Consider the following 26,677-nt stretch of genomic DNA (forward strand, 5'->3'; position numbering starts at 1 on the left):
GTCGGTGGAGTGCATTTGAGCAGATCGATATTTACCCTCTTTCATGTAGGCAATGTTTCTTTAAACGGTCGCTTGTTGATAACCCTCTTTTTATGGCTTCTAGAGGAAAAGTAACTCTTATTTAAGTACACTGATAACCATATCAGTACTAAGTTTATAGACAGACCCCATAATAATATATGTATTAGTGACTATTTTTTCTCTATGCTTCTAGTGTAAAAATCTACATGAGCATTTACGGTATTATGGGAAAAGCATCCTAGGAGAAGTTCTTGTTGTTGAAAGCAATTTGGTTTTAAAGGCTTTAAAATATAACATATGCCCCTAAAGCCCAACCTTAACTGAATTTTGCAGCATTCAATTTGATCAACGATTTAAGTAAGAAGGTTAAGATTACATCTCTTCTCTTATCTCAGGAATACTTCCTAATAATAAGCGTTGATCATAGAGATTATTGGTATCCAACTTATATTTTTTACCTACATGAATCAAAGCCTCTAGAGCAGAGATTTCAAATATTTCTTCCAGGAGCTTAACATCGTGACGATCTGCCCATTCTAAAATAGACATATCGAGCTCAATTTTTAAGGGTAAGTCGCCATATTTAGGATGAATTTTCCCATATTTGGGGGGGATAATAGAGTTTTTAATACCATATTGAAACATTAGCCCCACCCATTTAAAAGGAGGTAAAGGATTAATGTTAAACCAATCTTTGATAAGAATTGGCTCTATTTTATTACGTACCGATAGTAGAGCACTATATGAATTTCTTAATCTTCCTGCTACTAGGGCTACTGCTGAGAAAGATAGTCTCCGATTATTATCCATAGTTACCTATCTACCTTGTTGCCTGGTAAGGCATCTTCACCAAAGATTCTTTTAAATCTTTTAATAAGCGTTGCTTCATAAGCTAAAGCTTCCTCTTTAGAATTAAAGGTTTTTCTTATCTCTGTTTCATAGATATCATCTGGATTTTCTCTGTTGAGTTTTCGAGCTTGTTGTTCAGCTCTCTTTGAAGCACCATCCTTCATGCGGGTTCCTTGAGCGCTTTGCCCTATTTTATAGGTCTTTCCATTCTTTTTAATACGATAGATATGCGTTGTTCCTATATACTCTTTCTTATTTTTATGGATTTTAGGTGTAGTGAGAGAAGGCTTATTCTTGTTAAGTACAGCTTGGCAAACTTTAGGGGGAGCAGTTGGAGCAAATGGAGAAGATTTAATTGATTTTTTATCTAAAGGAGACCTATCCAAGACAATCTTCATTACGAAGTCTAAAGCTTGAACAGTACTTTCTGCGTTTTGGTGTGATACGTGTAAATTGTTTTCCACAAATTTTACAAGTCCCTCTTCTATCCTCACTTTCTCGCTCGTAAAAGTCTCTTTCAGAGCACATGCACAAAACCTGACTTCTCCTCCTAGGAGATCGTGTAGGCTATCAAGGAAAAAAGGCGCAAGGCTTGGGTGTTTTCTAGTAAAATTTTTAAATTTCTCATGTCCTTCAATAAAGGCATCAATGCATGGTTCAAGGGTTTTGGCTAGCCCTTCTTTGCTTAAAGATGCTTCTGATAGAATAAGAGGATATGTCTGTTTCTTGTAACTAAAGATGCGTCTGATTGCTTCTAACTTTTCAGATATATTTGAAAGGTTGCTAAAGACTTTTACTTCATGTGCAGCATTTAGGAGGCTTTCGGGGGCATTAAGAGGAAAGACATCTGGAGCTTCATCGATAGGCATAAAAAAAATATCAGCATAACTGTTTAGCCTACTTCCTCCACGATCTTGAAATTCAAATGATTTATAGGTTTGACTCACCAGATAGGTATCAGCCTTATATACCAAATTAAATACAGCGCAGCCTTCAAGTATTCGCGAGGCAACAGGAGTACCCCATTTAGGAAATGCTGCAGGAGAAAAGGTTACATGCACGTCTTTATCGTCTCCTATGTCTCCAGCATTTTGTCGTGCACTGCTAAATGGTGAAACTCCTCTATTAACCCAATCCGTATGGCTAAACAAGAGTATCTGTGTAGAGTGGGGAAATACTCTCGAGATATGAGATTTACTATTTTTGAATATTTGGAACCTTTCCCTAGTAATATGCTGTATGTATCCTGAGGGAACAAACTTAACGGTATAATAAACTTGCTCACATGAAGATAATGATTGGCCAGCAATAAATCGGCCTCCGTAAGAGTAGGCACTGCAACCGCATCCATTTTCCGAATTTACATATCCCACAATTTGTTGCGGATGCTGAGTTTTTGATGAACTTGAACTGTGATTATTACCGTCGGGTTTTTGGTAACTAAATTTATGATGATAAAAAATATTATCGCGAGGGAGCTTTATATCGTAACTATCGAAGCTTGTCCCTGTTCTTATTTGGTTATCTGTTAAGGAAAATATGCCATCATATATAAGTGCAATAGAACTGACCTGAGATGAGATATCTTTCTCTGCATATAGTTGAGTGGGCTCGAGGAGAATATCATACTTCTTAATACTTTCTTGCTCTTCTTCAAATCCTTCCGTAAAAGTAAGAGAATGGCAAGCTTGGACATAGAGATTATGACTTTCACTTATATAAGAGGGCTCAATCTTAGTGCGAAGCTTAATTACGCTTGGGAGCTCAAATTCTAGATAACTATCTTCCTCCTCATTTAAGCCGTCCATAGACACCGCTAAGCCTGAAAAATTTATAAACATAAAGCACAGAGTTAAAATAAACTTTAAAAAGGTAGCACGGCCAGGATATTTCATATTCAAGTCTCTATAATTAATGTTTGTTCTCTTATGTCACTATAAAATGCTTAATCAAAGGGAATCTGGAACGCCCAATCTTTTATTGATTGCCGTCAAGCCTATAGTTTGGTTTTTCTGTTTGTAAGCTTGGCCCAGATGCTCAGTAGCTCTATTACGGATTGTCTCGTCTGTTAAAACATCTAAAGCTTGGCAGATAGTCTGAGAAAGCTTTTCTGTCACCAAGATAGAATTACCATCATTAAAAAATAATATGAAACTGCTTAGTATTTTGTCTATTAGCTCATTCCGACTCTGTTCTGCAGGGATTAATTGGCAAACCTTTAATGCTAAAATATAGAACTTGTCAATCCTTCTTTTCCTATAATAATCTTGAGCTTGCTCCTTACTATATAAGTGTTGCTCGATTATAAGGATGGCTGCTGCAATGGGAGACCTTTGTGAGGTAGATACAATCTTCTTAAGCAGATTTTTATGAAAATAACAGCTAATTAGAGTTTTAACTGCTTCCTCTTTTAAGATAGGGGAGGATATGCTTTCCAGAGCTTCTAATATGGTTGAATGTAATTGAGGAGATTCTGAAACACTATGGCTTTTCAGGAATTCTGTATAATTACTTAAAAGCTTTGTTATCTGCAGATCCTTTTTATGATTATCGTTTATTTGTTCACAGGATTCGAAAGCTTTGGTGTACCAGTTATCAAATCCCTCCCTATGAATAGAGTCAGAGTTTTTACCGGTATACATTCGTGCTTCACTGCTGGCAATGTGATATAAATCTGATCCTAGGTAAAGAAAAGATTGTGCTCTCTCTATGCATTTCTGGCGAATAAAAGCATGCATCATGTTCAGAGATAATTTGTCATCCTTATTAATATTTGATAGCTTTCTGAAAGCTTCATCAACTTTTCTTACAAGTGTTTGGGGTTCCTCAAGCTTGTATGTGCTGCTCAATAACATTTTTGAATAGGATTGTAGGACCGTGGCTCTCATATGACATTGTAATTGGGGATCTTGAAGCGTGTCGCATATTTCTAAGGCGCGCTCGAAAGCAGCTAAGCTTTTGCCTTCTACCTCCCCCAGGTAAGACAAGCAAAAATCACATAAAGCTATCTTTATTTCATCATTAATCTTATCTGCGCTCGCAAATTCGTAAGAAATCCCTTGGAAATATTTCGTATATAAAGACTTTAATTTTTGAAGGATCTGGTCATATCCTTTCTGATCCGATTGTAAGCTCATTGCGGTCCCATTAAACCACCAGAACATAGAAGGGATAGCCTTAGATCTGTAGGATTCATAAAGCTCTTCAACTAATTCAGTATAGGTTAATAAGGTTTGATATTTGTAATATTCACGCTCTTTTTGCTCATCCATTAAGCAAGTAGTTGCATGGTAGAGAAATCTTGCTTTCCAACAAAGTGGATGTACTCTATCGGCGCATTCCTTCAGATGCGCCGCAACTAACAGAGACAATGATACACGTAAATTTGTATCATTTATTTGCTTAAGCATCACTTTAGCTTCAGCAAGAGGGTGAGAATTAAGAGATAGTGATGTAAGGAGATCATTTGAATATTTGCTATAAGAAACGGAATTACTTTGTTTAATTAAAAAGTTAAAAGCTTCCTTATAGGCTCGCTGCATTAACTCCTTCCATTCAAAGTGTTCAGCAATATAAGCTGCCCAGCATAAAGCATTAGACTTATAAGTCAAATCAGCAGTATTATCTGCTGAGGTAAGAAAATATTCTACAAGGTCAGCAGCCATTTCTTGTGACTTGTCTAAGTCAATTTTATCTTTAAATGCATCAAAGGCTTTAATTAAAGACTTCCCTTTCCAAAAAGCATCCTTTTCATTAATAGCATTATTGAGCCACATTCTCGCGTTTTCAGGAAGATCCCCTATGAGAAGGCTTGCTAGCAGGTCTATTTCTGTTCCTTCGTTAAGCCCATTCTCTTCAGAATCGAAAGAATCTGTGGATGGGATATCGCCAGTCTTCGTGGCATCTTCAGTAGATACGGAAACATTATTGATTTTAGCGAGATTTAATAAGTGATTTCTTTCTTGTTCTAAAAGATCATTGATATAACTTTTATCTTTTGATTCAGTATCGAGATGAGATTTTAGTTGATCTATAAACCCTATAAAAGAAGTAATAATGATTTCTTTAGTGTTTCCTAATTCTTTACGGTGCTCTTTAGCTATTTCTTTTTGCTCTCGTACGTCTTTTAATAGAGATTGTTGTAATTCCTCAAGAATATCATTGGTACTGCGACGCCTAGCTTCTCTGCGAGAGTCATTAATTCCTGCATCACTGTGATCTTTAATATTGAAATGCTCGGCTAATCTTGGTTCACCTGGTTCCATAGCATACAGAGCTGTAGAAGATGACAAGGTTATAATGCAACTAAAAAAAAAGTCTCGCATAATAAGTGTACCTCATTAAAAAAAGTATCAGGAAAATACCACTGAGAAATCACTTTGGCAAGCGAAATATTGGGAATATAAAGAAGATCAAAGTATTAGTTTTAATCCTGAAATTGACCATCTTTATTCATTTTCTCAGGAGATTTTCCGTTTTAAATGTAGTTAGTGTTTTTAAACATAGAGTATTGAATACTATCAATCCCTTCTAACTAACAGGTATGGAATAAAGTACTATTTATTTAACTTTATCCTTTTAAGATTACGTGATTTTATTTTTACCTCATAAAAGGTTACCACTCCAGTCATAGGAAGAATAATAGCTGCTCCTAATAGGGTGAAAGTAGAAGGAAATTCTTGAAAGAATATAAATCCAAAAAAACTGGCAAGAACTGGTTCAAAGTATCGGTAAGGGGCTAAAGCTGAGGCTTCCATATATTGAAAGGATTTTAAAATACAGTAGCTCATTAAATTAGACGCTAGTCCGGAAATAAAGAGAAGGAGAAGTTGCCGTAAAGTAGGAGGCTGCCATATATAATAGCTTGGAATTGCACTCAATAGAGTCACAATTAGAGCGGAAGAGAATAAAATTGAAATAAAGCATTCTTTAATGATAAATCTCTTATTTATGGTGTCGAGGACGGCAAATATGAGCGATGAAATTAGAATGGTAACAGACACCCAAGAGAAAGTCTGTATCGAAGGGATAACAATAATAGTGATGCCCAAAAACCCTATAATAGTAGCTAACCATCGTAACCGACATACCTGCTCTTTTAAAAAGAAGTAAGCAAGCGGAAGGGTAAAAAGAGGCAACGTAAAACCTAGGATGGATGCTACTGAGAGCGGAACTCTTTGAATACCATAACACCATAAGGTGATCCCGCAGAAAAGTAAAACCCCTCTAATTAAATGAATCTTAAAATTAAAGATCTTAAGAGATAGCAGGCAAGGCAGCAGAGACAAAGCGGCGAACAAAAATCTTAAGAAGATAGTTTCGAGCGTTGGTAACGACTGCCCCATAGCTTTCATTATAACGTCATTGCAATTACTTACTATTAAGCTTAATAAAAACCAGAATATTCCATTAAGGGCTGACATCCTCTCTGTCATCAGTAATCTTCTCCAATCAGAATGATCCTGCAAGTTTATTCCTTTGCAGATCTAAAGGGTTAAATGTTTTCAAGTATTTTATCTCTCGTGTTGTATATAAAAAAGATAACAGTAGAGTTTATGAAATATATAGATTAGTACATTTATTTATAGCGCACAAATATTGCTCGAGATAATAACTTTATATTTTACTAATACTTAAAAGGTGTCAATCTATTGCGGGGAAATAAAATGCTCATGATTAATTATTAAGAGCTATAAGGATTTGAAAGATATAAATTAATAGTAATCATGAGTTCTAAAAAGTAGTTATAAAAGCCGTAATCTTATAGTCAGATATAATTTTATAATAAGGTTAGTAATAACCTTGCTTATTGTTCCCAATATAATTTAGAGTGAGCGAAAAAGGTCCTTAATATTGAAAAATAGATAGTGTTTATTTTATAGCGAGATTACTATGACCCTGATGCGAACCATATACGATAATAGTTTAATGAGGATATTTGAGAATCAAGTTGCCAACAAGCTTGAAAACTTTATCTCTTATAAAGTTATTGAAAGAATAACAGCTCAGGGAAAAATCTATGACTTACGTGAGATCAAATGGGATCCCATCCAGAATAAAAAATCTGAGAAGCTTCTTATTTCTCGAGCCAACCTTCAAGATTGCCTTAATAACATTAAGTAGTAGCCATAATAAAAACTATATAATTAGTTCACAATTTTTATATTTTTATTATTAAATATAGTTGAAAGGGCAAATTTTGGCCTAAAAGCGTATTGAATACTTTTTTATGCTACCTATATCAAAAGTGGCAATAAAAGGAGTTCACTATGCTTGTACATTTATCCCCTCTTTCATTTAAATCTAATCTTGAGTTAGTAGAAGGTTACCAAAGAGCTAGAAAAGCAATTTTCTATGATCGCCTAAACTGGAAAGTCAATTTGATAGAGGACCGCGAAGTCGACGAATTTGATAATAATGGGCATACCCATTTCTTGCTCTCAATCTATAACGATAAAGTTATTGGAGGCGTACGTATGGCTTCCTCTCTATCTCCTAACTTAACCTATGATGTTTTCACAAAGTACTTTGGTGAGCTGCCCATTCAAAGGGATCGCTATTTGCTGGAGACGAGTCGATTTGGGTTAGAAGTCACTCCTCAAATGACTTCCCAAGTACTAAGAGATCAAACGATTGAATTGTTTATAGGAGTACTCAAGTTTGGTCTTCAAGAAGGATATAAGCAAATTATCACAGTGATAGATGTTAGGATGGAGAGAACCTTAAGATTAGCTGGTTGGCCTGTTGAAAGGATTACAGAGGTAGTTCAAATCGGTGATACTCGTACCATTGTTGGTATTCTGCCAATTAATATTGATATCCTTTATCATTTAGAAGAGAAGAAAGCCAGCAATGAGACCAATATGACGGTTAATCATTCCTAAAAAAGAGTGATATAACCTCTTGGATTTTAGGAGGGCTATTAGAAGATATTGCTTCCTGTTGTTCTGAATAAAAAGTATCCATTTATCCTCGGCATTTAACCTTATCATTATTAAGGAGTGATAAAAGAGGATACCAACTTGAATTCTTAAGGTTGCTTGTTGCTCTTGATATGCTTTCCATAAGGAGAATGTTTCTCTCCGCTCCCTTTGATATGAAAGAGAACCTTAGTTGTAACTGACATTAAGGTTCTCCCACTCTATTTAACGAAGCCATCTTTGTGCTTAATCTTAATACTTCCCTAACATTACGATAGCTAAGTAACTAGATCTGTCTTGAGAAGCCTTTAAGAGGAAACTGATTACAACTACCCCTGGAATTTATTAGCGTATAATTTCTGTATTGATAGGCGAGAATACAATAATATTGTAATCAATAAGAATCCATATTTATGGTTTCAGAAAAATTTATCGCATTACTGTAAGCCACATTATTCAACATAAGCATTTTCTGAAATCTGTGACTGATATATTGAGATTGCTGTTTTAAGGCTTTATAGCTTTGCAATAACATAATTCTTTCTCTTCCCTGATGAGGTCTGAGAGGGGTGGGAGGCTCATATGAGATTATATAAGTACCTAGATTATGTAGCAAATAAGCAATTTGATATATCATGTCTTCTTGTAAGATAAGAGTATTATCGAATGTAAGTGTAAAAATACCGTAGATGTTTATTCCCATGCCTATTGGAACTGAAATACCATTTTCTATCCCGTAATTGCTTGATTGCTTGAGTAATTTCTTAAGATCAGTTGAATTTAGATGCGGTAGCTTTGCTTCATATCTCCCCCAAGTATAAGGGCCAAGAGTGTGACAGCCATGTAATAAGACTGGATCATAATCCAATATCTCTCTATCAAAATACTCATACTGCCACTCTGTAGGATAATTAGTAAATATTTCTTTATCAGTCAATTTACAATTAAGTAATTGCAGCCCCATATCTACTTCGTAATGTTCAGGATCGTAATAGATATCTTTTTCTATTTTAAGGTAAAGAGTAAAATATTGATAAGGGATGCCATATAAGATGCTCTTTATTAGCTCCTGTGAAGGATAAATAGGCACTTCCGAATTTTTTTTGTTTGGATTGTGTTTATACTTCATTTTTTTATTCCTTTCAGCCTTGTTCTTGGGAGAATAAACTTTATAAGAATAATCTATTATCCTGACTCAGATTTTATTTAGCTTTCTATTACTGACTACCAGTGTAATTCATATCAAGAAAGCGAGACACATTTTAGGACACCCTTCTTTCAGAAAGCGTATAGAATCTATTCGAATCTAATTTTAGTACCGAGCCTATAGTTTGAGTTAGGTAACGAATTAATGATAATCTTTTCATTTTTCTCACTAACCAATAAATAGTTAACTGTACCATCTTGTTTTTTCTCGATATCTATAATTGAGTAGGTAGAAAGCTTATTTTGGCAGCCTGAAAGGATAAGAGTGAAAAGGAGAAGAGATAGGATATTCAGCATTTGTATATAGGGCCTTCATTTACCGCTCTTGACAAGATAGGAGTAACCTCAAAACGGTATTATTATTTTTAATCTAACCAAGATAAATACTAAAAAATTACCGAATAATCCAGATAAATTTTTATAAGGCTAAACAGTTTTCAACTGATAAAAATATCAGCGTTATTACAAGATATTCAGAGTTGAGAATGAAAGTGTTATTTGAGAGGGTCGCCTTTAAATTAAGTCAAGTATATGGGTATTTAAAAGGGGTGTAGAAATAAGATTTTACAATGAACAGTGATTCTTGGAGGGTCGCTTTAGCGATTTAATCTTAATCATATTCAAACATGTCTCTGAGCAGCGTCGCTTCAATGATTTTAATAGTCAGAAAGCAATCCATTTAAGCCTTTCCTTTACTTATAAATTAAATTGCTGTCTTGAAGATCCTTGATTAATCTTCGCCTTAATTCTAGTAAATCTGATAAAAGCCCCGACTTAACCCGATCTTAAGAATATACGTTCATACTTTAGGGACTTGGCTGGATAAAAAAAGGGCTTCTTTATGATAAAAAGCGACCCATCTCGCTATGCATTGGGTATTATTCTATCCATCTTATCCTATCTACCTCTCAGTTGGGCTACCGATAATTCGAGTCAAAGCTCACAGGACTCTAATCAATCGGAGCTTATCAGTACTTATTACTCTTCTGAGCTTGCTTACCAACTTAAAACTCCTGCTTTATCGACCGAAGGAAAAAGTCAAACTCCTTATCCTGGATTTATCTTGAAAGAGAAAATCGAGAATGTGTCTGTTGAGTCGTGTGTGAGTTTAGGAGGTTCTTGTACCCAGAAAGTGGCTGAGATTATCAAACGGGCAGATGAGTATGTCGTCTCTTTTATGTATCGCTATAATTCCCCTGCCATCACTGATGCACTCGCGGATGTCCACCTTACTGCTGCTCAGACGCCCGTTCTTGTCTTTCTTGATTACAAGCAATTTTATGAGGCTCGAGATACCTATTTAGGGTACAACAATTATCTGGTCGAAAATGTTCCTACTTCCTTAGTTAAGATTGGCTCTAAGAGTTTCCATCATAAGATTGTTATTGCAAAGAGATATAATGAAGAGGCGACAGTTATTGTTGGCTCGGCTAATGCAACCTATGAATCAGATAACATCCATTCAGAAGATCTTACAATTATCCGCAGTAACAAGCTGGCTGCTATCTATCTTAAGGAATTCTATAAAATGATGAACTCGCAGGGCGTAGAAACTTATGATATCAATCGTAAGGAGGTTGGTTTAGCCAATCTTAAGACTCTTAAGCGTTTGACAGAGCAAACTGAAAACTCGCAAGAGGATGACGTACAGATGGCCGAGAGAGATATACCCTCTTTTATTGGAACCATCACCGCTTTAGCTATTTCTTCCGGAACTTCTTCAGAGGGGGGCAACAAAGCTTGCTTAAACATCTTCCAGAATATCTTAAAAGCTAAGAATGATCTCCTCATTTTTTTTGAAAATTACTTCACTATGAGCACAGAGGATGCCCCTGAATTAGAAAATAGTACGCCTAAATTAATAGTCCTAGATCATGATTCTAATAACGCCAAATATCTTTACCATAGTCTCAAAGAGCCCTCGAATCACCGGTTCCTCTTTCAGCTTCATACTGGAGGGAAATTCCATCATAAATTGGTCATCCAGTACCCTACCCAGGGAGAGCCCATCCTTTATACTGGCTCTTTTCATCCGTCCGTTAATGCTATCAAGAGTAACTCCGAGAATATGATTGGTATCCAAAGTAGAGGCTTGGCAGATCGATATTTATCCTCTATTTTATGGCAGTCAGGATTAGGCAATGTGCCTGAAATCTGGTCCTTTTTAAGAAATTTCCCTGAAGAGTTGGGCTTTAAACAGAATGAGAGTAGTCTTGCTCAAATTATTGATAAGTTAAAAAATAGAGCCTTTCAAAATATTCAGAGGTTTTGGATGAATACGTTACCTGTCTTAGAATATTTCAAGATGCGCTCTTTTTCTTATGATGGTGAGTTTCTTGAAGATGAAATAGATTTATTTGAGGATGAGATCACTACCCATATTGACTCTTTTAAACGAGGCAGCATTAGTGAGGCTCAGATTGAGGAGCTTGCTTATCTTGCCGAGTCCTTAAGGAGAATGGTTTATATGCCAATTTGGGCTTCACAAGCCCGGTATAATGCTAACTATTTAATTGATAATTTTAACATTCCTATAGATTACTTTAAATGGCCTTTCCATCCTCTCTCTTCTAAAGATAATTCGTTGAGAAAGTATTTTAAAAAGTCTCCCTACATTCAAGACTCGCAAGACTCACCTTCTGACGATCTGTCTTTTCTTGACCTTCAAATGCGGACAAGTAATTCGGTAATTATTGATTTAAATGAAGAGAGTATGAAAACGATTTACCAACAGCTTGAAGAAAAAAGAGATCCCAGCAGCCTATTTTTTGCCACTAAGTATCATGCTTTTCTGTGGGATTATTATTTGAAAGAGTTTGGCATTTATTATGACCAGACAAATCTGTTACTTCAATTAGGGGATTTCATTAAAAGCGCTGAAGAAGCTTTGAAAGTTTCCTTGGAAGACGCTAATCAATTAAGAGAAGCGCGAGATAAACTGAGAGGATTAAAAAGGATATATGAAATCTTAGATACTGCCAGCAACTATGAAGGTAACTTTGAGAAGCTAGCAGAGCTGTATCTGACCTTAAGTGATATTACGGCTTCCTCGGAAGAAGAGCTGGAGAAGCAAGGGGCTTTTTATAAGCGTAAAATTGAAGAGAGCATGCCGAATAGCTCAAAGAAGGAGAACATTAATATCAATAAAAAGAGAAGATTGAGCGCTGAGGATGAGGATCAAAAAGAGCGCCGTACTAAAAAAGAGAAACGTACTCAACCCTTAAGCCTAAGCCGATTGGTGAGGCGATTAAAAGAAAACAAGATCCCTTACACCGATATGCACAAAGTCTGTGGGGTAAGCCGGCATTATTTCAATAAATATATGGTAGATGATCAGCAAGAAGAAGCCCAGAAATGCTCACAACTTCTTCTAGAGAAGTACAAGAAGATACTCTGAGTCTTTGCTTTATTCTGAAGAAGCTTTGCATAGTATGGAATATGGAAACAAATTTCTCCTCTTCTTCTTCTCACTGGCAAAGAGTTAATTCAAAGCTGACTAATTTAAAGGCTTCATTGTAAAACTAGAGTATACCGTACACTGATACACCCTACCCTCTTCTGATTATGTCAGAATAGGGTTACCTTTCTCTATTTATTTGTATATGAAATCTAAAATCTAAGTTCTTATATTTATGCTTCGCCTTCTCAGATAGTTTAAGTAGACTGTGAGATAGAATACAACTTTCTAAAAAATGTTTAAAAAAGGAGAACTTTCTATGAAAGCTTTATTACCTCATTTCAAATATCACCCTGATCCGCTAAAAACAGGAAATGCTATCCAGAAACCTTTCCAGTGTATATGTTGTTATTTGTTGAAAGAATATGCATATGTAGGTCCTGTTTATTCTATAAAAGATATTCCTGAAGAATCAATCTGTTTGGATTGTATAGCAAATGGGACAGCAGCTGAAAAATTTGATGCAACATTTGTAGATTTACCTGAGAATGAAAATGTATGCCTCACTGATGAAGAAAAAGACAATTTTTTAAAAAGAACACCAGGTTATATTAGCTGGCAAGGGCAAGTTTGGTTAGCACATTGTGGAAATATATGTGAATTTCATGGAGACTTTGAACAGAAGGAGCTTTTAGAAAAATTTGAGGAATTAAAAAATTATGCTAAAGAGTATCTTCGATGCTCTGATGACATATTAAATGAGATCATTAAATATTACGATCCTTCTAGTAATAATAACCCAGCTTTTTATAAGTTTATATGCCAAGAATGTAGAACAACGTTGCTTTATAGTGATTTTACATGATTGGCTTTCATACCTAAGGTGAGAGGTGTGGCTTTATTTTACTTATTTATCATAAATTAGCATAAGATGTTAATGAACCAGATCGATCCTATCTCTTGATAGGAGAAAAACAGAAAATTTAATCTAGTAATGTTAAGGAAAAATTATTCAGCACATTACACTTTTATACTGTAATAAAAACGATCGCTTATTTGTTGCTATCGGTTCTGCCAACGGACACTATTCTGGTACTTTCCTTAGGTATCTATAAACCGTACTCTTACTCAAACGGAACTTTCGCATTAAAGAGGATATGGTTTCTCCAGCCTCTCTTGCGTGTTTTAATTCTTCGACATCTTTAGGTGTAAGTACATATTTCCTGCCAAACTTCACTCCCTTTTCTAAAGCTTTACTAATTCCATCAGCTTGGCGCTCTGCGCGGATCTCTGTTTCAAATTGAGCAATTGCACCGAGCATGTTGAATAGAAGCCGGCCAGTGGCATCATTTGTATTTATATTTTGGTCAATAACTTGCAGCGCTACATTTTTTCGTTGGAGTTCATCTGCAATGTTACAGAGATCCAATGTAGATCTTGCAAGGCGATCTAGTTTTGTGATCACAAGGGTATCCCCTTCTCTCACATACTCAAGACATCTTTTTAATTCAGGTCTGTCTGATGTAGTGCCACTTTTCTTCTCTTCAAAAATCTTTGGGCAATGTTTTAGCTTATCTCGTTGAATATCGAGAGACTGACCTTGTGAGCTGACTCGTGCATAACCAACATAGACTGTCATGTATCATAATTTCTTAGAGTTTGTAATAAATATATTATGGCACATATTATGATACATATTCAAGAGATAGTCTCACAAACTATACTTTATGGTATTGCATTAATATGTTATTAGTGTTACTGTTATTACTAGTTTATCCAGTAATACTAGTAATAATGATAACTTTTTTTTATACAAGTAAGCATATATTACTCTTATTACTTGTATGATCTTGTAATATTTTTTCTTTTAATAAAGGATGTTTGCATTAATGTTTATATTGAATAGTAAACTCTTTAAGGGTCCTTAAGATCAAGTCATTATAGTGTTATTAGTATTATAGGGTAACCATAGTAATAAAATTATACGTTACATATGAGTAACCAATAATACTCGTATTACTTTATTATTGCTCTTACCAGGTAACTTTTGTTATTTTAATAATAGACGTTTGCACAAATGCTTATACTGAAGAGTAGATTCATTATAGACTCTTAACATTATAACATAATAATGTTATTGATATTACCATGTAATACTAGTAATAACATTATACGATGTATATAAAAATTTAATGCAATCCATATTATTTTATTACTACTATTATTAGGTAATAACTATTTTGTAATAAAATATTTATTCTAATGCTTATATGGAAGATAAGCTTATTATACCTTTCTTGCTCCTATTCTACAAAGTTAACATTCTCATAATATATATTATTAGTAATACGGGTAATAGCAGTAATTCTTGATTTCTAAGCCATAAATGTTATTGATATTACCATGTAATACCTAAATTTGATAATCAGATAACTTTTTAAAATATTAGCATATAGTTAATAGTATAATGTTTACTATATTAACATCTCATCCTTATGAGATATAAATAAATTAATCTGTATTATTAAAAAGACTAATAATTAAATAATAATAACCTATAATTTAACTTACTTATTTATGAATATCTTATATTTTACTTCTCAATGTTTATGAATAAAGGTAATGTTATGCATCGTATATGCTAAAAATTACTTTAAACCAGCAGGACAATTTTAAGGAAAAAGTTATGTATCTCAACCCCAATCTATTTTTTCTAATTAAAGATGGTCAATTTGTAGTTTGGGACTATCTTCATCATACACAATTTACTTTAGAACCTGATTATATGGAGCGGTTACGACTTTGGGGAGAGGGAAAAATTGAGAGCTTATCTACAATTGATAGAGAGTTAGAAGAAGCAAAGCTAATTGCAAAGGAGCCATTCATTCAACAGGAATGAGGATGGGATGACCTTTCTAAAATTTTTCATATTGGTACAAGAGACATTGCAGAACATTTGATCGGCTTGAGCCGAGAAGAATGGATTGAAAAGTACTTGGCGTATTGTAATTCAATTGCAACTCATCCCCCAGCTTTTCATATTCAAAAGGAAGTAGGAGTTAGAGTCCCTCTACCTAACCCTGATCTTTCTTTACTGGATCAAGAAAAATTTTATTCAGTTGTTAAAAGACGGAAAACCAACCGTTATTTTAAGGGAGAGGAGATTTCTTTAGAAGTCCTAAGTGCACTTTTATTTGTGAGCTTAGGACCGCTTCACGAGAAATGGTCTGATTTAGAAGAAAACGGTTTACAAATATTGGGACGACGCAAGTCTTTTCCTTCTGCAGGTGGCCTCCATCCAGAGGAAGCTTATTTAATTGCACTTCGTGTTAATGGGTTAACGCCCGGAATTTATCATTATGATTCAGTTGCTCATCATTTAACTTTGATAGAAGAAAAATTCGTAGAAGAAGAATTGATTCCTCTCCTATATGGTCAGTATTTTGCTGAAGGTCTAGCTGCAGGAATATTTCTAACCTCACGTTTTGAAAAGGCTTGGTGGAAGTATCCTCATTCACGCGGTTACCGGATGGCGTTAATTGATATCGGCCGCGCATCCCAATCAGTGGTATTAACGGCAACAGCTTTGGGGTTAGACACATGGATGACAGGAGCTTTTAGTGACTCACAAGTGGAAAAATTTCTATCACTAAACTGCAATACTGAACAACCAATCTTCTTTGTAGGCTTTGGCCAAGGTAACTATAGCACCATAGAACCGCAAATGCTCTCTCAGCTGTCCATATAACAGTTTTCTTTTAAAATTATAAATTGCCTTTGCATTTCAATTGTCAAAACATACAGTTAAAAAATAGGTTATATTTAGATCATTTTGAGAGAGTGTATTAATAGGAGCGGGATGTTTTGTTTTCATTGAGCAATATTATGTTTAAAACTCGTAATAAAGGAAATAGAATCCATAATAATTCTTTATCATATAGCCCAAATGAGTAACTTGTATGCTTATGGGTTTAAAATTGCCCCCTTATAATGTGTATCAGTATTAAATTTTCAAGTTGCTTCTCTTATTACCTAAGCGGAAGGATAAAATGAATTTTAGTTATAAATTAACATTAATAATCATAGTTAATCCATAATACCAGTAATACCAGAAACCCTTAATTACCCCTATTATCGTATTTACTTTATTACTGAATAATATGGTGTTCTCTACTCTAACCTATAGGAATTAGGCACATATTTCTATGAAAACTAAATTTAGTGCATCCTTTTGAAAGATATTTGAACAACAGGTTATTCGTATTATTTAATAATAAAGTAATTGTGTTAATTCAAGTAACCCTATATTACGATATGCCATTGTTACTAGTATTATTATGTTTCTCAATATAACTAATAAGCATGATACTCTCAGCCCTAAGATATATGTTGATCAACTTAAGTATGCTGATAAGTAAATCTATTAGTATTTATAACATGCTATTAATAAAAGGATTTATTACCTTTGTACTTGGAGTAGCCCCCTAAAAACCGGACAGTAGAGTATAGCTCCTAAGATATAGGAATATGACTAGGAGTAAGGTAGAACAAATCGAGGTCATAACCTCAAGTGAAAGACGGCGCCGGTGGAGTGCATTTGAGAAGAAAACTATCGTAGAAGAAACTTATGAAATGGGCAAAAGTGTTTCTTATGTAGCGCGTAAGCATGGTTTGAGCCCCTCTCAGCTTTTCTTATGGCGGCGTAAAATGGAAGAAGGAGCGGTAATCCTCCCAACACTAAAAGGAGTTAAAAGTAGAATTGTTGAAAGCTGCATGCAGCAGCTTTTGCCTAGGCGTTATCCCGCCTAAGGCCATATTAGGCCTTTCGTTGTTATAATGCCATAACCACGTTGTTGCTTTTTCTTGAACCTGATCAATACTGTCAAATATTTCCTGGTTAAGCCAATCATACCTGACGGTTCTATTAAACCTTTCAATATAAGCATTTTGCTGAGGGTTTCCAGGCTGGATATAGGCCAAAGTTATTCCATGCTTGGATGCCCATTTCTGCAGTTTGTGGCTAATATACTCAGGGCCATTATCACATCTTAACATCTGAGGCTTGCCTCGCCATTCAATGATTTGATCCAACGACCTTATCACCCGTTCACAAGGTAAGGATAAATCAACCTCTATACCTAACCCTTCTCGGTTATAGTCATCAATGACATTGAATAGACGATAACGACGTTGATCACCAAGCTGATCATGCATGAAATTCATTGACCATACTTCATTAATCACTTTAGGGACTTCAAGTTTCTTGGGTTGATCATGAACCAATCGTTTCTTAGGTTTGATCCTTAAATTCAGCTCCAGTTCTTTATAAATGCGGTAGACCCGCTTATGATTCCACTTAAACTCTTTCACATTGCGTAAGTATAAAAAGCACAGACCGAAGCCCCAATTGCGCCATGTGCTCGTTATTTTAACAAGCCACTCAGCAATGAAGGCATTCTCGTCACTAGGCAAGGGCTGATAGCGAAAGCAAGTTTCACTGATCTGGAATATCTCGCAGGCCAGGCGAATGCTAATATTATAGTCTGCTATGCTTTGTTTGGCCATCTCACAGCGTTGAGATGGCTTTAGAACTTTTTTCTTAACGCCTCCTGGATGATTTCTGATTTTAATTGGGCTTCAGCATACATCTTTTTTAAGCGTTGATTTTCAGCCTCTAATTCTTTCAGACGGCAAATCATAGAAGTATCCATACCACCATATTTTGCTCGCCATTTATAGAACGTTGCCTGGCTCATCCTATGCTCACGGCATAAGTTAGGCACAGGTATCCCAGCCTCAGCCTGTTTCAAAATTTCCATAATTTGGCTATCACTGTGTCGGCTTTGTTTCATTGTAAAATCTCCTCTTTCTTTATATGAGATTTTCTACTTTAAAACTCTGCTTTTTTTAGGGGGGATTACCAGCTGAGCTCAGCCCAAGGAGTAATAGAGCAGCTTTCACGATGGTTTGAGCATTATAATAACCATGCCCCTCACAAGGGCTTAAAAATGCTTGCGCCAAGAGAATACAGACAAGCTCTCTTGGTTGCATAAGTGATATGGTAGTAACAAACGGAGCTGTAATTTTTGTCCGCTCTTATCGGGGAGCACTCCAATAAAGGCTATTGATGTTTAGTGTTATCAAAAAGCATTAGCAACCATAAATGAGATAGATCTATGTTTTTTGTAAATAATTAGAGTTATAAGAGATTGCAATATTCCTTTAAAAACAACAAACGTAATATTATATTACTTGTAACATTTTGTTACTTTAGTTATTGATGTTACAACGTTTTACTGGTAACATGAATAATAAGAGAAAAGTAAATAACATTAGTTACCTTTTCTAAATGTCTTATTTTCAAGAGGAGGCCTTATGGCAAAGGTTTTTGCTGTTAGCAATCATAAAGGGGGTGTAGGGAAAACAACCTCTACAGTTAATATTGGAGCAGCCCTAGCTCTAGAGGGTTCTAATGTATTATTGATTGACTTAGATCCCCAATCAAACTTAACTCAAAGCTTAGGAGTAAAAAACATAGAGACTTCTATCTATGACAACCTTCGAGGTGAAAAAGATATTAAAACTATTGAGATTAAAAAGAATCTGTGGATATTACCTTCATCGTTAGATTTATCTGCTGCTGAAATAGAGCTGAGCTCTGAGCCAGGTAGAGAGTATATTTTGAATGATATCCTTACGGGCTTAAAGGATAAATTTGATTACATCTTGATAGATTGCCCTCCATCGCTAGGATTACTAACTATAAATGCGCTAACAGCTTCTGATTACGTTATTATTCCATTGCAAGCTGAATTCTTACCATTAAAAGGCTTAGCAAAATTAACTGAGGTAATTGAAAAAATAAAAAAAAGACTAAACCCAAAGTTAGAAATAGGAGGCGTTTTTCTAACACAGTATGATCCACGTAAGGTCTTAAATAGAGATATTGCGGACACTGTAAGAGATTTCTTTGGAAAAAAGCTTTTGGAAACTACAATTTCTAGCAACGTCGCTTTAGCAGAAGCTCCTAGTCAGGGGAAAGATATATTCTTATATAATCGTAATTGCAAAGGGGCAACAGATTACAAGGATTTATGTAATGAACTGTTGAGAAAGGTGGTTGCATAAATGGTGAAAAAGAATTTTAAAACAGGATTTGATGGCCTTTTAGGGGACACGAGCTCAAACATTCCTGAAACTAAAAAGGATTTGATTTCTATAGATGAAGTGAGAGCAACATTTATTGTAAGAACCGATCAACTTGAACAAATTAAAGCTATTTCTTATTGGGACCGTAAAAAGATAAAAGAGGTTTTAGCAGAGGCTCTGGAATTTTATATTGATAATTATAAGAAAAAAAATGGCGAAATAAAAACCCCTAAGTAATTACAATGTAATCAATTTATTTAGCATAAGTAAGATTAAAGCTAACCAAAAGATACTAAGCTTACTGTTTTTCATGCAGGAGCTTTATGAGGTTAGCTTTAATGTGTACCTAGCTCGCGTAATTAATATTTTTCCTTCATTGCCTGTTAACATTAAAGCCTACCAGCGTAATATTTTATTGCTAATATTATTAACTTTAATGATAATGGCCTCCAACTAGTGTCCATGAAAATTAAGCAATTTCTAAACTGGCAAAGACTTAAAAAAAATACTAGGTATTACCCTGTATAGTTAAGGTATTGACATAGCCGCAAATTAATAATAAGTTTTATATATAAGACGGGGAGTTAGGTCAAAATACGCAAACTTCTCTAGTAAATTTAAATTTTGCAGGCTAAACAATGGCTTTAAAAGAAGATGAACAGGTTGTCACACTCAAGATTAAAAAAGCTATACTTGAGATTTTGGATGCTGAACGTAGTAAGTATAGTGCCCCAAGGAGTTCCTGGATTCTTCAGGCAATTGTGGAAAAATTAGAAAGGATGGGCTATGAAATTAAATAGTTTATAGCAAAATACCTTTGGATTCCGGCCAAAGGTATTCTACAAGTTTGTGTTCACGAAACACGCTAATATACAATTATTACATTATCATTCCTACGGGGTAATGTCAATTCATTCGTGTGTTTCGTGTAAATCTTAACGATTTATTTCTGAGGTTTACGCGATGTATATCATATTGTCGTGTCAGCATCTGATTTCTCGGGAGAGAACAGATGAACGCATCTAGATCATCTCAACTCCCATTAGGAATTCAGCCGCAGCTAGTTCGTCATTTTGGGGCAAATGCCGCAGCTTTCATAGCTCGACTTGATTTTTGGATTAAAAAAAATAAATTTGGAGTTATGCATAACGGGTTAAGATGGATCTTTAATACTGCAAAAGAGTGGAGCGAGCAAATTGGTGTCTCTGAGCGCCAAATACGACGGATTGTTTTAGCTCTTAAAGAAGCAGGTGTTATTTCGATTGATAAGTTAGCAGAATATAAATCTAATCGGACTAACTATTATACTCTCAACTATAATCGCCTTAATGAATTATTCCTTTTGACTAACCCGAAAGAGGTTTCTGTTAAGGCCGCATCTTTAGGTCAAAATGTCCTAATGGTTAATTCAGAAATAACAAACAAAGATTCTAATAAATCTGATAAGAGGATAAGAGAGCATGCTGATACAAAGTCCCATACTCTCACCTTTCAAGCATTAGATGTTGAAGAAAAAAAATCTGATAAAAAAGGCCAAAATACACCAACTCAGAATATGCTAACCTTTTGGAATGATACTTTTCCCAATAATCAAATCGATATGAATCGTATTCTAGCACCCTTACTTATGGCCGCTCTGAAAGCAAAATTTAATTCAGATATACGTTTATGGCAGCATTATTGTAAGACAATCGAATCTAGCTCTTATTTAACAAGTAATGGGTTCAATTTATCCATTTATTGGGCATTAAAATATGTAACTATAGACCGGATTAAAGCAGGAGAATTCGGTGTCAAATCCATCTCGATACCTGGGGAGAAGGAATTACTTGAAAAAAGTTTTATTGACGAGATTCAACAGCTATCTGAGCCAGATAAATGCAAAGAAATCCGCCTGAAGCTTCTGAAAGTTTACGGAGTACATGCTTACAAAAGTTGGTTTAAGGCTTTAAATTTCTTCTTTGATGGTGAAACGGTAAAGTATACTGCTCCCAACCTTTTCCATAGAGATTTTGTGGTACGTGAGTATGGAGATGTATTAAAGTATAATTATGCTTGAAAATATGTACGATAAGATTTGCCCTACTTATTAATATTGAAAGCTGGTTGTTCAATTACACAACAATTTTCAGCTATACCATTTATTAGTTCTTATTAAAGCGGGGGAGTAAATACATAAATCCTAGATACATTCTCAAAAAGTTATTTACAGTAAACATTTTTGATAGTAGTTTCAGCTTATAAATGTATTTTCGCGTAAACCTTAATAAGTTAAGGATTTATGCGATGTTTTATATAAAAGATTACCAGATTTCTTTTGATGGGGAAGAATGATGGCTATTTCCAAACTTTCCCCTTCACCCAATTCTATAATAACAGAACCTCATCTTGTTCGTCTCTTAGGAATGACGACGGCTGCTCTCTTGTGTTCAATTCATTACTGGTTGCAAAGAGAGAAAGGAGGGGTTGTCCATGAAAACGTTAAATATGTTTACAACACCGCCACAGAATGGGGTAAACAGCTCGGAGTTTCTTCAAGACAAATCGAGCGGGCAGTTGCTAATTTAAAAAAGCTTGGATTAATAAGAGTTGAGAAGCTTGCGCGACACAAATCAATTCGAACCAATCATTACGCTATAAACTATGATATTTTAAAAGCTATCGTTGAAAAGAATTCTCCCAATATGTCGGAATCATTCCGACAATATGACGGAATGATTAATACAGAGAATACAGACACTAAGAAAAATAATAAATCATTGACATCAGAGAATGCTAGCTCTGAATTAGTTTTAGATAATATAGTAACTCTTCCCAAAGAGGGCCACCATATAGATGACCATAAATTAATCGTCGGTGGCTCTTATACAGATAAAACTCAACTTGAAGATAGGGGGAGTGTTTCTATAAGCTCATCAGTTTCTTCCAGAAGTCCAGAAAGTTATGATAAGGATTCTTATTCTGAGCACTCTCTTAAAGTTGACAATAATAAGTGCGAAATTCCTCAAAAAGTCAAAAAAACTCTAGTGCAAGAAATGCTAAATATTTGGAAAAATTCTTTTCCAGAAGATCCTGTAAAACTAAACCGTGAAATAGCTAAACAGTTACACGCTGCTTTCAATATAAAGTTTAATAAGGATATGAGTTTATGGAGACATTATTGCTTAACAATTGCTTCTAGCCCTTTCTTAACCAGCAAAAATTTCTTTTTAACTCTAAATTGGGGTATTAAATTTAAAACAATTAATCGTATTAAGGACGGCGATTTAGGGGTAAAAAAAATCCCGATACCAGGCATGACAGAGAAGCTGGAAACTACTATACGTGAGGAAATAAGTAAAATAAACGAGTCAGAAGAATGTAAAAGGATGAGAATATTTTTATTAAGGCGTTATGGTGCCCCTGCATATAATGCCTGGCTGAGAAAAACTCACCTTTTTGAAAAAGATAATAATATCTTATATAAAGCAGCCTCAGCTTATGCTCAGGATTTTATTGAGAACCATTTTGGTCGTTTAATTAAACCTTGCAGACAGGAAAAACAAATGTTTGAGACTCAGATAAAGGATCAGCTTGCTCAAGAAGCATTGCTAGCAGAAATATCTACCTTAGATGAACCAGAAAAATGCCTTCAGACCAGAAGGATGCTGCTCAGCTTATTGGGTAAGCAAAACTATAAAGTTTATATTCATAAATTAAATTTTTTCTTAATAAATGGAGAAGTACAATATACATCTAAGGATGAGAATTTGCTTAATCAGGCTAGATTGATTCTCCTGCAAAAGAGAATTTCAGCGTAATAAATTCGTGGGGAAAAAATATATAATAGAATTTATTATTATAACTTTGTATGATATGGGTAACTATTATAACATGTTAACCTAAAGCTAGGTTAGGTTATGTAAAAGATTTAACTACAATTATCCATATCTTTCTTATATAAAAGCAGAATGATACCATGGAATTGAGAAATTGAAGAAACAATACAGAGAGATGATGCAACAAAAAAAAGATAGCTTTATAGAACAACCCTTATCTAGTTTTGCAGCTCGCCTCAAATATGCAAGAGAACGAGTCCTAAGGTTACCAAGAAGACATTTTGAAGAAAAATACTCTTTCTCGGCTGCTACCTTAAAAGCTTGGGAAAATGGGCAGATACAGCCTACGAGAAATAGTATAGATAGATGTATCGAAATATATAAGAGAGAAGGTCTGTTTCTAGATGAGCATTGGCTGCTTACAGGAGAGGGAAAACCCCCTAGAGATTCTCTACAGCTAATGCAGCTATTTTCTAATCCTACTGAAATAGAAGACGGTGAAGGATTAGATGAAGAACTATGCATACTCAAAGATGTAGAAAGCTTTAAAAGGAATAACGTTAATTCTGTGACTCTTATGGTTTCTAATGATGATATGCATCCATATTATAAATCAGGGGACTATGTTGGTGGTAAACTTAAGAATGGTGATAAGCTATCATTGTTCATGAATAAAGATTGCATTGTTTATTTAAAAAATGGCGAATGTTTCTTCCGCAGAGTTATAGCGGGAGAAAGAGGTAAGATTAATCTAAGCTGCTTAAACCCTCTGTGTTCTTCCAATGATCCTGTATTATATGATGTTATCATTGATAAAGCAGCACCTGTTATATTTCACCGTTGGAAAGACATATCTTAAGATTAACCTACTATAAATTCAGCGATACCATGATTTCGCTACTTAGGATATTCGATAGATCGTCTTTTAATACCTGAAGGTCCTTATTATATTTTATCGTGAACTCTATAGGGTTAAACTTTGAGTAATTGCTCCCTAGCGTTATTAGAGTATTGGACTCAGGTGTTCGCTCGATTAAAATAACTCCGTTTTTAGCACATTTCTTCCTTCGTCGGTGCATAATATAGGCTCCTTGAGAATCTATGTGATCTATGAAGTCAAAACAAATGTAAGATCGTTCTGTATTTAAAACAGATCGTCTTAACGGATCAAATGCGGCATATTGATTATCTTCAAACTCATTATTCCAATCTATATTGGACATTATAGAAGTACTCTTTCTAGTCTTCTTATTCTGAATTCCGATAGCAATGTAATCAATATAGGGAATAATTAATGATTGAGTGTACCTAGTAAATGTATCTGAAACTTCACTATCTATAATTTTCGTGTACACGGACATCTATAAACTCTTTTTTACAAAATGAGGTAGCTATTATACCTATCCCTGCTATGCCAGTGATAAACAATGCAGGTAGTAAACAATCAAAGCTGTTGAATAACTCTTGGCATATTATAGGTGTTAGCCCTCCAAAGATACCAAAGCCCACATTAAATGACACAGAAAGTACTGATGAACGAGTGTTACCCGGCAAAAGCTTTACCAATATACCAGGAGTAGTTGCAGCACTCAATGTAGTTAGTAATGCAAGTGATAAAATTGAAATTTCTAGGTAAACAGGGTAATTATAAATAATATAAATTAAAGGCATAGTAAGCAAGAAAAAGAGCCAGCTAGAAAAATTTGCTACTCTTAATCCCCCGACCCTGTCGGCTATAAGTCCTATAAGGGGAATAATACATAATCTTATAGCAAGTGAAAAAGCATTATCTCCTAATATTTTAGATGAAGAATATCCTAGCGAAGAATTTAAGTTATTAGGTAGAAAGACAAAAATAAAATAAAATGAGCTGGCAGGAAGAATAATAATTCCTAAGGCCTTAAGATAATCTTTTTTTTGATAAATGAGAGAATGCTTTAATGGGTTACTATTCCTCATAGGCAAGGAATTATATTCAGCAGTTTCAGGCAATCTTCTTCTCATTAATATTGTGAGAAATCCTATAAAAACGGAAGAAGAGAAAGCAATTCTCCATCCATAATCTGTTAAAAATATATCTGAGAAATGGTTAAAACAAAATACTGAAACCAGAGAGGCAAGTAAAATTCCTGAGCTACCGGCGCATGATGCTAGGCTTCCTAAAAAGAATAAATTTTTTTAGAACCGCTTTCACATAAATAGATAATATTATTTGAATGCTCTCCGCCAATAGCTATCCCTTGAATAAACCTTAACAATATTAGTACCAAGGGAGAAATCAGGCCTACTTTTTCATAGGATGGAAGTAAAGAGATGCAGAATGTTGGAAGTGTAATAAGGATGGGAGTTATTTTAAGGCTAACTGATCTACCAAACTTATCACTAACATAGCCGAAGATAATCGCACCAAAAGGACGGGCAAGAAAACCAACGGCTAATACGGAAAAGGCTTTGAGTAGTCCAATTTCATTAGAAGAGGAGGGAAAGAAAACCTTAGAGGTAACAGGTATAAAGAAACTGTAAAGCGAAAAGTCATACCATTCACCGATACTTCCGACAGCAGAGGCTATTTTATTTTTTATATTGTTTTTCATCACAGTCATTATATTTTTTATCACAATTGTTACTTTTAAACACTTCTTTTGCTAAAGAGAGTGCAGTTAGAGCGGCTGGAAACCCTGCGTAGGGTATAATATGCGTTATTAAATCGATTATTTCTTCTTGAGAAATGCCAATATTTAGGGCTGCCTTTATATGATACGATAACTGGGGTTGCGCATATCCTAGAGTTGCTAAACAAGAAACGGTTATCATTTGCTTAGTTTTTAAATCTAGTCCATCGCGAGCATAAATTTCTCCAAAGACAAACTCTACAATATTTCGAGCAAGGTCAGGAGCGACTTCTCCATGAGCCTCTATTATTGTCTGAGCCCCTTTTCCTGTGAGCCTTTCCAAAACTTCTGACCCTAATTCAAACTTTGACTGCATAAAACATTCCTCTAATTAATTATATCCTAAAATGGATATATATTGTTGACAAATATCCATAAAAGGATATTATTAAACCATGATGTCTGTTTTTAGATATTTATATCTTTCTTTAGATATATCCATAAAGATATTACCACTTTGTTGGATTAAAGAAAGTATTACTTAAAAGATTTTGAAACGCGAAAATACATTTATGCAAGTCCAGAAACTCTCCATTTACAGATATCCAAGTCAGCTATCAAATTCACAAGCAATTGGTACAAACCTTAATTTGCTATTTAAAGGGGGGTGTTCACAGACCATTACTTACAGATTTTCACAAAGAG

25 protein-coding genes are annotated in these 26,677 nt (G+C 34.8%); 14 read left to right on the plus strand and 11 right to left on the minus strand.

Translation table 11 applies throughout. From position 1 onward, the window contains the following. Nucleotides 1-393: 393 nt before the first annotated feature. The 4 genes from HMO_RS0112615 to HMO_RS0112630 form a co-directional block, all read right to left on the minus strand. Nucleotides 394-831, minus strand: coding sequence for an Imm39 family immunity protein (locus HMO_RS0112615; RefSeq protein ID WP_010304124.1), 438 nt, complete (start codon nt 829-831; stop codon nt 394-396). A 2-nt stretch (nt 832-833) separates the two neighbouring features. Next, nucleotides 834-2,021: a hypothetical protein gene (locus HMO_RS16695; RefSeq protein WP_217491010.1), complete on the minus strand. Its 1,188-nt coding sequence runs from the start codon at nt 2,019-2,021 to the stop codon at nt 834-836. A 798-nt stretch (nt 2,022-2,819) separates the two neighbouring features. Beyond that, nucleotides 2,820-5,195 carry a hypothetical protein gene (locus HMO_RS0112625; protein ID WP_010304128.1) on the minus strand — a complete coding sequence of 792 codons (2,376 nt, stop codon included), beginning with the start codon at nt 5,193-5,195 and terminating at the stop codon, nt 2,820-2,822. Between the two features lie 231 nt (nt 5,196-5,426). After that, nucleotides 5,427-6,305, minus strand: coding sequence for an EamA family transporter (locus tag HMO_RS0112630; protein WP_033444796.1), 879 nt, complete (start codon nt 6,303-6,305; stop codon nt 5,427-5,429). A 457-nt stretch (nt 6,306-6,762) separates the two neighbouring features. On the opposite strand from HMO_RS0112630, the gene HMO_RS0112635 reads away from it, so the two are divergent. Both HMO_RS0112635 and HMO_RS15025 read left to right on the plus strand, forming a co-directional pair. Continuing rightward, nucleotides 6,763-6,993: a hypothetical protein gene (locus HMO_RS0112635; RefSeq protein WP_010304132.1), complete on the plus strand. Its 231-nt coding sequence runs from the start codon at nt 6,763-6,765 to the stop codon at nt 6,991-6,993. Nucleotides 6,994-7,139: 146 nt separating this feature from the next. Next, a complete protein-coding gene (locus HMO_RS15025) occupies nt 7,140-7,754 on the plus strand; it encodes an acyl-homoserine-lactone synthase (protein ID WP_010304133.1) in 615 nt (204 codons plus the stop codon). Between the two features lie 430 nt (nt 7,755-8,184). Here the strand turns inward: HMO_RS15025 and HMO_RS0112645 are convergent, their stop codons facing one another. After that, a complete protein-coding gene (locus HMO_RS0112645) occupies nt 8,185-8,919 on the minus strand; it encodes an autoinducer binding domain-containing protein (protein WP_010304134.1) in 735 nt (244 codons plus the stop codon). Between the two features lie 918 nt (nt 8,920-9,837). On the opposite strand from HMO_RS0112645, the gene HMO_RS0112660 reads away from it, so the two are divergent. Continuing rightward, entirely contained in the window at nt 9,838-12,393 is a 2,556-nt protein-coding gene (locus HMO_RS0112660; RefSeq protein ID WP_010304137.1) for a phospholipase D-like domain-containing protein, read from the plus strand. A 319-nt stretch (nt 12,394-12,712) separates the two neighbouring features. Then, the gene (locus HMO_RS0112665; protein WP_010304138.1) at nt 12,713-13,258 is read left to right on the plus strand and encodes a CbrC family protein; all 546 of its coding nucleotides are present in this window, start codon (nt 12,713-12,715) and stop codon (nt 13,256-13,258) included. Nucleotides 13,259-13,477: 219 nt separating this feature from the next. Here the strand turns inward: HMO_RS0112665 and HMO_RS0112670 are convergent, their stop codons facing one another. Next, the gene (locus tag HMO_RS0112670; protein ID WP_010304139.1) at nt 13,478-14,032 is read right to left on the minus strand and encodes a recombinase family protein; all 555 of its coding nucleotides are present in this window, start codon (nt 14,030-14,032) and stop codon (nt 13,478-13,480) included. A 1,047-nt stretch (nt 14,033-15,079) separates the two neighbouring features. Here HMO_RS0112670 and HMO_RS17440 point away from each other — a divergent pair. The 3 genes from HMO_RS17440 (at nt 15,080) to HMO_RS17720 (ending at nt 17,202) form a co-directional block, all read left to right on the plus strand. Beyond that, nucleotides 15,080-15,292, plus strand: a complete 213-nt coding sequence (locus HMO_RS17440; protein WP_245528688.1) for a hypothetical protein — start codon at nt 15,080-15,082, stop codon at nt 15,290-15,292. Between the two features lie 57 nt (nt 15,293-15,349). Then, a complete protein-coding gene (locus HMO_RS15300; protein WP_010304143.1) occupies nt 15,350-16,141 on the plus strand; it encodes a SagB/ThcOx family dehydrogenase in 792 nt (263 codons plus the stop codon). Nucleotides 16,142-16,920: 779 nt separating this feature from the next. Continuing rightward, nucleotides 16,921-17,202 carry a transposase gene (locus tag HMO_RS17720; RefSeq protein WP_010304145.1) on the plus strand — a complete coding sequence of 94 codons (282 nt, stop codon included), beginning with the start codon at nt 16,921-16,923 and terminating at the stop codon, nt 17,200-17,202. Here the strand turns inward: HMO_RS17720 and HMO_RS0112680 are convergent. Next, nucleotides 17,131-18,245 (minus strand): IS3 family transposase gene (locus tag HMO_RS0112680; RefSeq protein ID WP_100070092.1). Its coding sequence is split into 2 segments (ribosomal slippage): nt 17,131-17,993 and nt 17,993-18,245, totalling 1,116 coding nucleotides; the frame shifts between segments, so codons are not numbered across the junction. The genes HMO_RS17720 and HMO_RS0112680 overlap by 72 nt on opposite strands. A gap of 72 nt (nt 18,246-18,317) precedes the next feature. On the opposite strand from HMO_RS0112680, the gene HMO_RS17725 reads away from it, so the two are divergent. The 7 genes from HMO_RS17725 (at nt 18,318) to HMO_RS0112720 (ending at nt 24,219) form a co-directional block, all read left to right on the plus strand. Beyond that, complete coding sequence (locus tag HMO_RS17725) at nt 18,318-18,446, plus strand: integrase core domain-containing protein (RefSeq protein ID WP_425358524.1); 129 nt, start codon at nt 18,318-18,320, stop codon at nt 18,444-18,446. 322 nt (nt 18,447-18,768) lie between these two features. Beyond that, the gene (locus HMO_RS0112690; RefSeq protein ID WP_010304151.1) at nt 18,769-19,521 is read left to right on the plus strand and encodes a ParA family protein; all 753 of its coding nucleotides are present in this window, start codon (nt 18,769-18,771) and stop codon (nt 19,519-19,521) included. Continuing rightward, nucleotides 19,522-19,779 carry a hypothetical protein gene (locus HMO_RS0112695; protein WP_010304153.1) on the plus strand — a complete coding sequence of 86 codons (258 nt, stop codon included), beginning with the start codon at nt 19,522-19,524 and terminating at the stop codon, nt 19,777-19,779. It abuts the gene before it with no gap. A gap of 401 nt (nt 19,780-20,180) precedes the next feature. Beyond that, nucleotides 20,181-20,342: a hypothetical protein gene (locus tag HMO_RS17140; RefSeq protein ID WP_010304158.1), complete on the plus strand. Its 162-nt coding sequence runs from the start codon at nt 20,181-20,183 to the stop codon at nt 20,340-20,342. A gap of 212 nt (nt 20,343-20,554) precedes the next feature. Next, nucleotides 20,555-21,601 (plus strand): DnaA N-terminal domain-containing protein, encoded by a 1,047-nt coding sequence (locus tag HMO_RS15925; protein ID WP_010304160.1) that lies wholly within the window; start codon nt 20,555-20,557, stop codon nt 21,599-21,601. Nucleotides 21,602-21,872: 271 nt separating this feature from the next. Then, nucleotides 21,873-23,342, plus strand: coding sequence for a hypothetical protein (locus tag HMO_RS15930; RefSeq protein WP_139016897.1), 1,470 nt, complete (start codon nt 21,873-21,875; stop codon nt 23,340-23,342). A gap of 172 nt (nt 23,343-23,514) precedes the next feature. Then, nucleotides 23,515-24,219: a S24/S26 family peptidase gene (locus tag HMO_RS0112720; RefSeq protein WP_010304164.1), complete on the plus strand. Its 705-nt coding sequence runs from the start codon at nt 23,515-23,517 to the stop codon at nt 24,217-24,219. 10 nt (nt 24,220-24,229) lie between these two features. On the opposite strand, the gene HMO_RS0112725 is transcribed toward HMO_RS0112720, so the two are convergent. From HMO_RS0112725 to HMO_RS0112740, 4 genes are all read right to left on the minus strand, one after another. Beyond that, complete coding sequence (locus HMO_RS0112725) at nt 24,230-24,721, minus strand: autoinducer binding domain-containing protein (RefSeq protein ID WP_010304167.1); 492 nt, start codon at nt 24,719-24,721, stop codon at nt 24,230-24,232. Then, entirely contained in the window at nt 24,693-25,364 is a 672-nt protein-coding gene (locus tag HMO_RS0112730) for an MFS transporter (RefSeq protein ID WP_010304171.1), read from the minus strand. The genes HMO_RS0112725 and HMO_RS0112730 overlap by 29 nt, the downstream gene beginning before the upstream one ends. Before the next feature lie 155 nt (nt 25,365-25,519). Beyond that, the gene (locus HMO_RS0112735; RefSeq protein ID WP_139016899.1) at nt 25,520-25,978 is read right to left on the minus strand and encodes an MFS transporter; all 459 of its coding nucleotides are present in this window, start codon (nt 25,976-25,978) and stop codon (nt 25,520-25,522) included. Continuing rightward, nucleotides 25,932-26,348, minus strand: a complete 417-nt coding sequence (locus HMO_RS0112740) for a carboxymuconolactone decarboxylase family protein (RefSeq protein ID WP_010304178.1) — start codon at nt 26,346-26,348, stop codon at nt 25,932-25,934. Before HMO_RS0112740 ends, HMO_RS0112735 begins: the two co-directional genes overlap by 47 nt. Nucleotides 26,349-26,677: the final 329 nt, after the last annotated feature.

The sequence above is a fragment of the Candidatus Odyssella thessalonicensis L13 genome, from assembly GCF_000190415.1.
GTDB lineage: Bacteria > Pseudomonadota > Alphaproteobacteria > Paracaedibacterales > Paracaedibacteraceae > Paracaedibacter > Paracaedibacter thessalonicensis.